Annotated in this window: 7 protein-coding genes; 2 read left to right on the forward strand and 5 right to left on the reverse strand. The window is 31.4% G+C overall.

Going from position 1 to position 13,539, the window contains the following annotated elements; genetic code table 11:
- Positions 1 to 13 precede the first annotated feature (13 nt).
- The 5 genes from ACH5TW_RS07310 to ACH5TW_RS07330 all read right to left on the reverse strand — a co-directional run bounded on the left by ACH5TW_RS07310 (position 14) and on the right by ACH5TW_RS07330 (position 8,621).
- Positions 14 to 799, reverse strand: a complete 786-nt coding sequence (locus ACH5TW_RS07310; RefSeq protein ID WP_439335850.1) for a cupin domain-containing protein — start codon at positions 797 to 799, stop codon at positions 14 to 16.
- Between the two features lie 123 nt (positions 800 to 922).
- Positions 923 to 2,281: an MGH1-like glycoside hydrolase domain-containing protein gene (locus tag ACH5TW_RS07315; protein ID WP_439335851.1), complete on the reverse strand. Its 1,359-nt coding sequence runs from the start codon at positions 2,279 to 2,281 to the stop codon at positions 923 to 925.
- Positions 2,282 to 2,299: 18 nt separating this feature from the next.
- The gene (locus ACH5TW_RS07320; RefSeq protein ID WP_439335852.1) at positions 2,300 to 4,783 is read right to left on the reverse strand and encodes a pectinesterase; all 2,484 of its coding nucleotides are present in this window, start codon (positions 4,781 to 4,783) and stop codon (positions 2,300 to 2,302) included.
- Positions 4,784 to 4,855: 72 nt separating this feature from the next.
- Positions 4,856 to 7,657: a T9SS type A sorting domain-containing protein gene (locus tag ACH5TW_RS07325; protein WP_439335853.1), complete on the reverse strand. Its 2,802-nt coding sequence runs from the start codon at positions 7,655 to 7,657 to the stop codon at positions 4,856 to 4,858.
- 364 nt (positions 7,658 to 8,021) lie between these two features.
- Positions 8,022 to 8,621, reverse strand: coding sequence for an RNA polymerase sigma factor (locus ACH5TW_RS07330; RefSeq protein WP_439335854.1), 600 nt, complete (start codon positions 8,619 to 8,621; stop codon positions 8,022 to 8,024).
- Between the two features lie 123 nt (positions 8,622 to 8,744).
- Here ACH5TW_RS07330 and ACH5TW_RS07335 point away from each other — a divergent pair, with 123 nt between their 5' ends.
- Complete coding sequence (locus tag ACH5TW_RS07335; RefSeq protein ID WP_439335855.1) at positions 8,745 to 9,923, forward strand: FecR family protein; 1,179 nt, start codon at positions 8,745 to 8,747, stop codon at positions 9,921 to 9,923.
- Positions 9,924 to 10,075: 152 nt separating this feature from the next.
- Positions 10,076 to 13,537 (forward strand): SusC/RagA family TonB-linked outer membrane protein, encoded by a 3,462-nt coding sequence (locus ACH5TW_RS07340; protein ID WP_439335856.1) that lies wholly within the window; start codon positions 10,076 to 10,078, stop codon positions 13,535 to 13,537.
- Positions 13,538 to 13,539 lie beyond the last annotated feature (2 nt).

Below are 13,539 nucleotides of genomic sequence, written 5' to 3' on the forward strand. Positions count from 1 at the left end.
TTGGGGTTTAAAATTAATTCCACTTAAAAGCGAAATATTTACAAGATCTATCACTTGCATTACTTATACCATGTAGTAACTGAGAGTTTGCAAAATATAAATCTCCTGCTGTACCTTCATATACTTTTCCATCAATCGTCATTTTTGTATCACCAGATATTACCAAAATAATTTCGGTTTCAATATGAGTATGCGGCTTATGACTCGGACCTTTTTTATTTAATTCTGTTATGTGCATTTCAAAACGTTCACACATTGCTGTAGCTCTATCAAAATAAGCCATACCACCTCCTTTAGAACTAGTCCTATAAACGAGTTTTTCAGGATTAAAAAACTGAGAACCACCATTGATTTCTCCGCGTTCTATATTAATAGGGTTTTTAGATTTGTAACTCATTATATAGTATATTAAGTTACCATCTCCAACATTTTCAATTGAGTGTACCTGCTTAGGCATAAATAACACAACACCACCGGCACCTATAATTTCGGTTTTCCCTTCATTAGTTACTTTCATTAAACCTTCCTTTACAATAATACATTCTTCAATGTCATCATTTGCATTTGGTTTGTTAGGTTTAGCTCCAGGGTATTGGGTAGTAGCATGAATTTCTAGGTATTCAAAATGAGGAGATACGCCTTCAAATATATTTCTAGACTCTCTATCTTCTCCTTTATTTACAGAAAGATCATCCCATTTATAAACACCATCTTTAATTGGGTTTAATTGAATATTGTTCTGTGCTACAGCATGTTTAGCCAAGAAAACAAATAAACATACTACAATAAATTGTTTCATCTTTTATATTTTTATTAGGAAAGTTTTGAACGCAACTTGTATGGGTTCATTTTTTAATATTGGTAAATAAAACAAATGAATCTGAAAACAAGTTGGAATAAATCTATAAAGAAACTGAAACTTTTAAAACTCTTCAACAGTTGGATTTCCTTCTAACCAAGCTATCATATTTAAAACCAAATAATTCCAGTTTTGAAAGCCTTTATTTAAGAGAGGCTCGCCAGTTTCTGGCTCATAATACTCGTGTAAGGCTCCATTTTTTTCAAAATCTTTCCCAAAAAGGCAAACAGTTTTTAAAGCTAGTTCTTTAGCTTCTGCATTATAACAATAATCTTTTAAACCTTTAAAAACCATATAGTTTGAAACTCCCCAAATAGGCCCTCTCCAATTTGATGGATTTGCACTAGCACGCATACTATACATTTTTTCCATTTTAGAAAGTGTTCTTACTCCAGATTGAGAGTTAAATGTTTTTGGGTCGGCAAAATGCTCTTTCACGATACGATCAGCTTGTTCTGGTGTTGCTATACCAGACCAAAGCGCTAAAAATCCAGACCACACTTCTATACGTTGAATTAAGCAATCGTAATCACGCGGGTAGCCACTATGAATCATAAAATCTTTTCCTAATGTATTGTCTAATCTGTTTTTTGCAGGCGTTAAATTAAGATCGACACTATAGAAAAAACCATCGCGTTCATCCCAACAATGTTCTTGAATAGCAGCTTTTAAATTTTTAGCATCTTCTGCAAACTCTTTACCAATCTCAGCTTGATTTAACTGATTTGCTAAATAAACCATTGCCAGCAGTTCTTTATACATAAAACAATTTAAATATATAGATCCTGAACTTTTTGCTGGTCTAAAAAAAGTACTCGGATCATTATCTACACCAATAGCAACATCATTTTGCCAATAATATAACCCAGTGGCTTTATTACGGTGATGCGATTTATAATTGTTTACAAATGCCTGTAAATGATAAAATTTTTCGCGAATCCACTCAGCATCTCCTTTATTTGTTTTTGTAATAAATGCTGCATGTTGAGCTAAGACAGGTTTATGCATATTAACATCATAAATGTTCTCTGGCATAATATCTCTAGGTTTAGAGTCTTCCCAAATAACTATTGGTAAATAGCCATCCCAATCTCCATAATGCAAAAAGTTTAACACACATCCTTGCTCATATTTAATGGCTTCTTCTTTATCTTTAGACGTACCAACATCTGTTAATATTTGTCTAAGCGCTATATTACTTAACCATGAATCCCAATCCCATAACACATTATCATATTGATTACTTCCTGGTGTTAGAAATGGATAAACAAGCGAACCACTACCAGGGCGATACATATTTTTATAATCTTTATAAACATTCTTTTTTATAATGGAAGCAAAACGTGAAATAGAGTCTTTTTCTTGACTAAAAGTTATAGAACTCAAAAAAAGCATTATTAAAGCTATTATTTGTTTTTTCATTTTAGTTGATTTTCATTATTAATTAAACCATTCAATTTTTAAATCTTTTATCAAAGTTGCACCACTTCTAACAGTTCCGGTATGCTGAAAACTTACACCACCAAAATTATTAGGCCTAATATCTACTTGTAAATCTACCGTTTTTGAAACCTCAGCACTATCATGTTTAGTAAAATATTCTAAAGTATTTTCGGCATGAACAATTAACTTGTTATTTTTTACTTCAACAGAAATTACACAATTTGGACGGTAACATGTTGTTGAAATAGGCTCACTAATAGGTGTTGCATTTCCCTTTTCATATTTCATTAAAATAAAATCGATAGCATCACTGTATTTGGTAGTTCTTATTAAGCGAAGCGCAAACCCATTCATGCTTTTAGTATCCATTTTAATACCAACATCCATATATTGAGCTCTGGCACTACTAAAACCTTGACCTGCAGTTTTAGATGGAACAGCTGTAAAACTAATTTTCATATCTCTAAACGCATCACCAACCGGAGTGTAACGCATACGAGCTCCTTTGATATTTTGCACAAAACCATTATTTTTAGCTGCTCCATTGATACCTTCTCCATAATACCAAGGATCTTGAGTATTATCAGCTTCCCAATTAAAATCTTTTGTATCTGTTGGAGCATAGCTATCAAGTGTCCAAAATCCTTGAAGAATTTCAGGTTGATATTTTGCCGACATATTTTCAAGATTGGGAATTAAAACTTTAAAATTATTATTAATATCTTTTTTTGATATTTTATGTTTAAAAACAATCTTTCTTGGAGTTCCTTCATGACAACGTAAATGTTTTGGAGAAACACTAGCCATGATATAATAACCCACATCTCCTAAAGATAATTTATAAGATTTCATTGGTTTATTAAATCTGGAAATTGACACTTCAATTGGATGACTACCTTTAGCATCTTTACATCTATACCAGCTTATTAGTGACTGATCTTCAAAATCCATATCTAGAGAGTAATCTACTTTTAAAGCTTCCGCTTCTTTATTTATTTTAGGAAGCTTTATGAATTCTGGTGGAACTACGAATGAAGGTTTCACATATAGTACACTTGCAGCTTCTAGTCCAGAAGCTGTAGATGCATTAATAACAACTTTTTGAGTTTCATTTTTATTATTTATTGGAATCACTAAACAGGTACCATCTTCTTTTATTTTCAACTTTACAAAAGATTGATATTGGGAGTCTATTGACCAACTTATTTTTTCACCAGTAAAATCATAATTACCAAAACGATACAAAGTAGATTTTAATAACAAGCTATCTTTACCTGTTTCAATGGTTTGACGAGTTGGTTTAATAATTAATTGAGTTGGTACATTAGAATAATTTTTAGTTGATTCTTTTTCTGCTTTTTCAACCAACTCTTTTACACCCATAGGATCCCAATCATCATCTCCACGTAATAAATTATAAGTATTATATATCACTTTATTCTTATACTCAAATCGGTATGCATTTAGTAAACTTTTGTTTGTTAAATCTACAGTAGCAAAATCATAATCGTGACTCATAGATAATGAATTCCCATTCAAACTAACATTATATTGATAATAACGAGATTCAATATCTGGAATATCTCGCCACCCTAGGTAATCTAAATTTTTAGCAGAAAACCGAGTATCAATTGCTGTAACAGGCCCTCTCCCTTTCACAAAATATTGTTTCCCTCGAGTAAAAGATTGAATAGCGCTATTAAAAAAGACAGCACCAGTTCCTGATGTATGACCAAATGGTTTGGATGAATACACTTCTAAAGTACAATTAAGATAAATTGCTCGACCATTTAAAGCATCGTCTGTTGACTCAAAATGGCATCTATCAAACAAAGTACGCTTACTTCCCCAAAAAGGACCAAGATTAAGTCTACTAATAAAATGTGTGTTTCTGGCAACTACTTTATCGCCATTTGAAAATATAAGCTGAGCTTGTACTATAGCCGATCCTCTTTTTTTTCGATTTAATTTGGGGTTAAGCGGATAAACCAAATCTATATTACAATAATTACCAAAGGTTATATTTTCTGCATAAACACCATCCCCTTTAATATTTAGCATAGTAAAATTGCCTTTCGACCCCATTGTTTGCCCACGATTACAAGCAATAATAACATTTTCAGGTTTATCAGATAAACCTTGAAAACTTAACCACTCACAATTAATTTCAAGGCCAAATGGAGTCCTACTACCCTCTTTTGGTAAACGAATTTCAGGATCATCTGGATTATCAATCCAATATACCCATGGAGCAATATAAAGTCTCATTGGAGAAACTTCAGTTCCATCGATTAGATGTTTAACCGCTTCATTTATAGAATTATATACATACTTATATTTATCAACTTCTTCATTTGAAAGTTGACCGTCAATAAAAAATGCGTGTTCCCCTAAAGGAATCTTTTGTCCTTTATATATAATATGACTACCAAAAAACTCTAGATCTTTATATAAATAGCCTATATGTTTTTGTGAAAACATAACGGAGTTACAAAAAAAACCGAAGCTTAAAAAAATTAAAACCTTAATTGATATTTTCACATCATAAAAAAACTATTGCACTATTATTTTTTGAGTATGTATAACTTGTTTAGAACTAGATTCTATAACTTTTAAAATAAAAATACCACTTTTATTTAAATTTACATTTTCAATAATGCCTTTTTTAATAGTACCATTCAAAATTTCCTTTCCTAAAATATCAAATATTTCATATTCAGAATTAGCACTACTATCCTTCATTTTTATGGAAAAAGTTCCTTTATTTGGAATAGGCCAAACCTTTACTTCTGAAACTTTACTTTTTTTAATTGATAATGATAAATCGAAGCCATTAAGAATATTTACAGAACGCGTCATACTATCTCCAGCTGAATCGGTAACAGTAAAATCGAAAGACGCTAAGCCTGTTGTTGTTGGTGTAAACTCAACCACATTGCCAACTAAATTAAAGGCTCCATTAACCACGTTAGATATTTGGTATGAAGGACTGCTCTCAAATCCTCTTGATAATTCTTGAATATTAATATCTATCTTTTCTCCCGATAAAGTACTATAATGAGGTTTAGACATCCATTGTAAATAATCATCAAGATTCGTATAACCATCTAAATCATTATCAGCATTAGAATCTGAAAAATCACCAAGACCAGAGTTAATATTAGTTCCTATAATTTCTTCATACCAATTTGGTAATCCATCATTATCAGAATCCCAACTAGCTGGTCTTGTTATAAAAGGATAATCTTCATATCCTCCAACATCTGCTTCGTTATCTGGAAAACCTGGTTTATTAGTTACACTCCCTCTATAAGTAAACGTTCCGCCTAAAGTTTCTGTAATTATTCTTTTATCATGATCATCAAATACGGGTTGAATACAACCTACATCTGAAAGCACAATTTTATAAGCCTCACCTGCAGATTGTGTTGTTACATGCGAAGGAAAAAATGGTGTATTCACCCAGTTATTAAAAGGAACACCATTCACATCAACAGCATCTCCAGAAGCTTTTCTTCCGTCTTCTTGATTCGTTTCATCAAAATATCCAGGCATTACATTACCTACAAAATAATACTGTTGCGCACCAGTACCCAATTTTTCGTTCTGAGCTTTCAATGCATAAAGAGCTGTTGTTCCTGCTCCAGGCTTATAATAATTATTAACAAAATTAACTTCCTTTGCTCCACCATCAGTAGATCTTGCTCCCCAATTATAAACAACGTTATTCGTTATATCTAACCTACCAGCATAAGCACCACTACCATCTAACCCACCACCTAAACTCCAATTACGACCGTAATTATGTGCTAATAAATTATGATGAAAACTACCAATATCACCACCAATAGTAGCTGCATATCCGTGTTCTGTCCCTACTGGATAATTTTGATGTCCAGCAGCATTTAAAGCTTCAGAAATTAAAGTTCGTTGTAATGTTATATTATGACCGCCACGTGAACTAAATGATTCATCAATTGTCCAACTTATAGAACAATGATCAATAATACTATAATCTCCACCTGTTAAACCCATACCATCAAAAGTTTGTCCACCACCTAATCGAACTCTTAAATGTTGAACAACATTATCGTCTCCGGTTATACCTAAAGGAGCTCTTCTAATGGTTATACCTTTACCTGGAGCTGTTTGACCTGCTATAGTAACATAAGGTTGATTTGAAACCAAACGAGAATACAGTATTATAATCCCTGACACATTAAAAACAATAGTTCTAGGACCTATATCGTTAGTTATAGCTTCGCGTAAACTTCCTGGACCACTATCATTCAAATTTGTTACAGCTACTACTTTTCCTCCTCGACCACCACGGGCAAAACGACCATATCCTTCTGCTCCTGGAAATGCGAGTATTGCAGGTCGAAAACGCCATATATTACCTTTAGTTATATTACCACCAGATGCTATTTGATCTACTCGCCAAAAATAAGTTTCTCCAGTATATAACCCATTTATCTGATAAGTATTATTAGTATTACTTTGATTTGCTTTATATTCTAATGAAGTGGTATCAGCATTCTCTACAGCAACTTGATCTGTTCCAAAATAAATATTTTGTGTAACTGTATTAACAGCAGGAGTCCATTGTAACAAAACGTTACCAGAAGCTAATTCTACGTGTTCATTATTGTGTTCTGGAATAGGACTGGTTGCTTGATCAAAAATATTAGGAGTATTTAATTCAAATCCGTTAATCAATACATTTTTCACTTCTTCAGTCCCAGAAGTTTCTGCTGCAAATAAAACAACAACGTCTGTATTAGCTGTCGCTTGAAAAGTTATATATACCGATTTTGCTTCAGCTGAATTAGCAGCCCTAACAGTTGGTACCACATTATCTTCAATCAAGTTTCCATCTAAAGAAACATCTATTGGACTATAAGTAAAAGCATCACTAGAGGTTTGATTTATATAAGCAAGTAAAGAATGAGTTCCTGCGTCTAAACCACTTATTCTAAACTCAATTTGCCCGCCTTGGTCTGCTGTTCCATCTTTAACAGTAATGCCATCATTTACTAATTTACCTTCATCCGAAGCTTGTATTCCTGTTTTGAACCAACTAGAACTTAATTGATTTCCAAAAGGCCCAACTTTAGTTACGGTAAAGGTTATTCCGTTTTCAGTTTTACTACTGCTTGAAGCTCCAGAAATAACCCATGGTGTATATCCAGTTTGATTGACTTCAGATTCATTTCTTCCTGCTTGATCAAAATCCATTTTTACTACTGGGTTTTGAGCATAAACACTAGTTAGAGAAAGCAGAAACACAAAAAGTAGATTTTTAAATAACATTATAAAAGTTGTTTTTATGGTATTGTTTAGTTGTTTTATCATTCTGGTTTTTATATAAATAACAATTATGAATTTAAAATATTATGTGCTTTTTCCTGTTATTAAATAGATTTGCCTTATATAATTATTTTATCACAAATATTAATTTTTTAAGAATAAAACAATGTTGTTTTTAAGCGATGGTCAATTTTGTAAAATCTTTCAAAAGTAGATAAATATTTTAAGTAATCGATTACATTGATAAAAATTTCAACATTAAATCTTTAAGAATTATTATCAATACACCTATTCTAGAAATTTAATATAAAGGACTTTATTAATTTCAATTTAAAGAAAGTGTAAAAAATCAAATTAAGATGAGAAAGACTTTAATTATTATTGGTTAAACTAAATATTAGAGTGTGAATTAATTTAACCTAAATTTATTTGGCATTCCAAATAATAAAAATAAAATTTCTTTTAATTGACCACCAACTTTTTCGCGCAATAAATTATACGCCTTAGTAAGGTGTCCTTCTACTGTTTTTATTGAAACACCTAAGTGTTCTGCAATTTCAATATTTGTAAGCCCCTCCTTTTTGCTTAACAAAAAGGTTTCTTTACATTTTTTTGGCAATTGCTTAATCCCCTTATTAACCAAAGCTATTTTTTTTTCTAACAACTCTGTGTTTTTATCATCAGCAGCTTCTTGTATAGCATCCATATACACTTTTTCTAAATTAGAAATAGCTCTGTTTTTATGGTATTGATTAATAAATTCGTTGTAAGCCGCTTTATATAAAAAACTTTTTATAGAAAAATTAATATTTAATTTTTTTCTAGAAAGCCAAACCTTAAAAAAAACATTCTGAACAATATCTTCAGATTGATCATGATCATTAGTCAAACTTAAAACATAAACAAAGATTGGTCTATTATAAGTCTGTATTAAATATGCATATGCGCTTTCGTCACCCTTAATAAGATGACTTATAAGAATTGTGTTATCTTTATATAAAGTAGACAATGTTGAAGAATTATATTATTTTCAAATATTGCAAAAAAAAACAACAAAAATGTAAAAAAGTATTAAAAAAGCAAGGGTTCTTAAAATTAGCCTTGTTATGTAATATGTGAATCACACAAAATTATGACCCAAAAGATTGAAAAACTTATAGTAAAATATATAACTAAATCGGCGACGGCAGTCGATTTAGATATACTTTCTGAATGGATTAAAGACCCTACAAATGAAACAGTGTTTAAAGATTACGTACAAACTCATTATGCGATAAACTACGGCATGAATAATCCTGAAGCAAAAAGAAGTATTGAAAAACTATTGTTAAAGATTAAAAAGCATAAATCAATTGTTTACAGATTGAAAAAACAGTCTACACTTAAATATGCAGCTGCTATAATTATTGGAATAATGACATCGACTTATTTTTTTGGCAACAAAAACATTAATAATTCAATTAAGTCCATTCCATTAGAAAAAATTTCTCCAGTAGTAATTAATAATAACATTGAAATTGGAAAAGACAAAGCAACTCTAACACTTGGCGATGGCGGTGTTGTTGTTTTAGATGAAGAAAACACTTTTAAAACCGACAAAGTAAAAAGTAACGGAAAGGAATTAATATACAACGTAGACAGCAATAAGCGTAGGGAAATTACTTATAATTATCTAACTATTCCTAGAGGAGGACAGTTTCATGTAAAACTATCTGATGGAACTGAAATTTGGTTAAACTCAGAATCTCAATTAAAATACCCTGTTGCATTTGTTGAAGGTGTCACTAGAGAAGTTGAACTTGTTTATGGTGAAGGTTATTTTGATGTATCACCTAGTACAAATCATAACGGATCTAAGTTTCGAGTAATTAACAAAAACCAAGAGATAGAAGTTTTAGGAACAGAGTTCAACATCAAAGCCTATAAAGGTGAAGACATATATACAACTTTAGTAGAAGGCAAAGTAACTGTTAGCAATTCTTTTTTTAAAAAAAACCTAACTCCAAATCAACAATCTAAGTTAAACGTAAAAGATAAAAACATAACCATTAACACAGTAGATATTTACAGTGAAACCTCATGGAAAAAAGGATTGTTTAGTTTTAAAAGTAAGCCATTAAAAGAAATCATGACCGTTTTATCTAGATGGTACGACGTTACTGTTGTTTTTACTAATTCTGAACTTGAAAAAGTAAAATTTAATGGGGTGCTAAGTAAAAATGATAATATTGAAGAAATACTACTAACAATTAAAAAGACTAACTTTATAAATGACTATGAAATAAAAGACAAAACTATAGTTCTAAAATAAAGGGAATAAATCTAATACCTTGGACAGTAACGAAGACATCCCCTTTTTTTTAACTCATTAACTAACTACATAATCAACTAACAAACAAATTTATGGAATTTAATTTTATTAACATTTTTTTTCATTTTAAGAAAAAAATACTACAAACTATTATGAGGATTTTTTTACTCTTATTTTGCACCACAGTTTTTAGTTTTTCATCTGGAGATATTTTCTCTCAAAACACTAAAATTTTAATTAAAAATGACAAGGTTGTAACTATTGATGAAATTTTTGATTTACTAAGAAATCAAACAGATTACACCTTTATTTATCAAGAAGACCTATTTAAAGATGCTCCTAAAGTGCAAATTAAAAAAGGATCTATTAATGCAAATGAATTACTAAAAGAAAGCCTTTCTACTGGAAATTTTAATTTTAATTTAACTGAAAACAATAAGATAGTTATTACTAAAACTAAACAAGAAAGAAAAATTACTGGAACTGTAACAGACGGTGGGGACTTTGAAGACCCACTTCCTGGTGTAACAATTCTTGTTAAAGGGACAACAAATGGAGTCGCGACAGATTTTGACGGTAAATATTCATTAACTATAGAAAATGATGATGCCATTTTAATTTTCTCTTATGTTGGTTACAAAACTCAAGAAGTTAATGTTGCAGGAAAAACTGTAATAAATGTTAAACTTCAACCTGATACAGCTGCTCTAGAAGAAGTGGTTGTTATTGGATATGGTAGTGCTAAAAAATCTGATTTAACAGGTTCAGTAGTATCTATTTCTGGATCAGATTTAAAAGAGCAACCTATTGCCAACGTTGCCGAAGCTTTAACAGGTCGTTTGGCCGGTGTACAAGTAGCATCTGCTGAAGGATCTCCTGATGCTGAAATAAAAATAAGAATACGTGGTGGTGGTTCTATTACCCAAGATAGTTCGCCTTTAATTATTGTGGATGGGTTTCCTGTAAACAGTATTAACGATGTTTCATCTTCAGATATCTCCAATATTTCAATATTAAAAGATGCATCATCTACAGCTATTTATGGTTCAAGAGGCGCAAATGGAGTTGTTATTATTACAACAAAAAGCGGAAAAGAAGGTAAAGTTACTGCAAACTTTAATATGTTCTATGGTGTAAAGAAAATTGCAAACACTATAGACACTCAAAGTCCTGAAGATTTTGTTAAATGGCAATACGAATATGCGTTGCTTCGTAATGGCTCAGATAATTTAGATTCTTATGAAAATATTTTTGGGTTATGGCAAGATTACGACCAATATATAGGACAGGAAGGCACTAATTGGCAAAAACAAATTTATGGCCAAATGGGAGAGGTTGAAAGTCGTGATTTATCAATTCGAGGTGGTTCTGAAAAATTTAATTTTAATTTTAATTACGCCAGATACGATGAAAAGGCCATTATGATTGGTTCAAATTTTAAAAGGAATAACTTATCATTATCTTTAAAAAGCAAAGCCAGCGACAAAGTAGATTTATCATTTACCTTACGTTACTCTGATACTGAGATTAATGGTGGTGGAGCTAATGAACAAAATGAAGTATCTTCTGCTGATGCGCGTTTAAGACATAGTGTAGGCTATTCTCCTATTCCACTTCCAGGTTTAACTACAGATAATACAGATGAGGCTTTATCAAGTTATTTAGTAAATCCTTTTGTAGCTGTTGATGATAATCAAAGGTTAAAACTTAGAAAAAACTTCAATATGGTTGGTAGTTTTTCTTGGGAAATAACTGAAAATCTTAAATACAAAATGGATTTAGGTCTAGACAACCGTAATGATTTAGACTACCGTTTTTACGGACGATCAACATACTATGCAAACAATGTCCCATCTGCTGAAAATCAAGGAGCACCATCTTTAGTATCTAGCGATGAAAAACGCGTTAGGTTTAGAAATGCAAACACTTTAAACTATAACTTCGAAAAGCTTTTAAATAACGAAGACCACAGTTTAAAATTACTACTTGGTGAAGAAATGATAATTACAAAGAAAAACGAGCTTACAACCGCTATAAATGGTTATCCAAAACTTTTTGATTTTCAAACAACAAGAAATTTAACAAGCCAAGGAACCCCTTTATTAGTAGATGATTTTTACAGTCCAGATGATAAATTATTATCGTTTTTTGGTCGTTTAAATTATGACTTCAAAAATCGTTATCTTATAACAGCTACTTATAGAGCTGATGCTTCAAGTAAATTTTTAGGTGATAACCGTTGGGGGTATTTTCCATCTGCTGCTTTTGCATGGAAACTTTCAGAAGAAGAATTCTTAGAAAATGCAGATTGGATAAATACACTTAAACTTAGAATCAGTTATGGTGAATCTGGAAATAATAATATACCAGCTGGACAAACAATACAAAGTTATCAATCAACCGCAACATCTCAAATAAATACATTTTCAAACTATTGGAGACCAGCTAGTACTTTAGCTAATCCTAATTTAAAATGGGAAACTACAGTAACACAAAATGCCGGTTTAGATTTTAGTCTATTTAAAGGACGTATTAGTGGTTCTGTTGAAGCTTATAAAAATGTTACTCAAGACCTTTTAATAAGATTCCCGATTCCAGGTTCTGGTTACGTTAATCAATACAGAAATTTAGGAGAAGTACAAAATGAAGGTTTAGAAGCTAGTTTAAATATATCTGCAATTGAAAAAGAAGATTACGGACTAAGCTTTTCTTTTAATGCAGGGATGAATAGAAACAGAATAAATTCTCTAGGAGACTTAGATGATTTTGGTCAAAACACAAATTGGGCATCTTCTCAAATAGGAAATGATTTCTTAATTACTGTCGGAGAACCACTAGGTGTTATGTATGGTTTTCAAAATGATGGCCGTTATGAGGTTTCAGATTTTGATTATGATGCTACTACAGAAACTTATAGCTTAAAATCTGGAGTGGTTAACAATGAATGGTTAGGAGATGTAACTCCAGGAACTATGAAATTAAAAGATATTAGCGGACCAGATGGTACACCTGATGGCATTGTTGATATTAATGACCAAACCATTATAGGAGATTCTAACCCTGATGTTACTGGCGGATTTATAATTAACGCAAGAGTTCATGGGTTTGATTTATCAGCAGCATTTAGTTACAGTATTGGAAATGATGTTTATAATGCTAATAAAATTGAGTTTACAACCTCTAATAATAATGCTCAATACAGAAACCTAAGCTCTATTATGGCAGATGGTAATAGATGGACAAATTTAAATCCAGCTACTGGTCAATTAGTTACAGATCCTACACAATTAGAAGCACTAAACGCAAATACAACTATGTGGTCGCCTTATATGCCTCGATATGTTTTTAGTGACTGGGCTGTAGAAGACGGTTCGTTTTTAAGACTAAACACATTAACACTAGGTTACACAGTTCCAGATAGATTTCTATCTCCACTAGGAGTATCTAATTTAAGATTTTACGCTACAGCTAATAATGTATTTATTATTACTGATTATTCAGGTCTAGATCCTGAGGTTTCTACTAGAAGAAGAACACCGCTAACTCCAGGAGTAGATTATTCTCCATTCCCAAGAAGTAGACAGTTTGTTTTCGGGTTAAACCTTAATTTTTAATA

The organism is Thalassobellus sediminis (assembly GCF_044386045.1).
Taxonomy (GTDB): Bacteria; Bacteroidota; Bacteroidia; order Flavobacteriales; family Flavobacteriaceae; genus Thalassobellus; species Thalassobellus sediminis.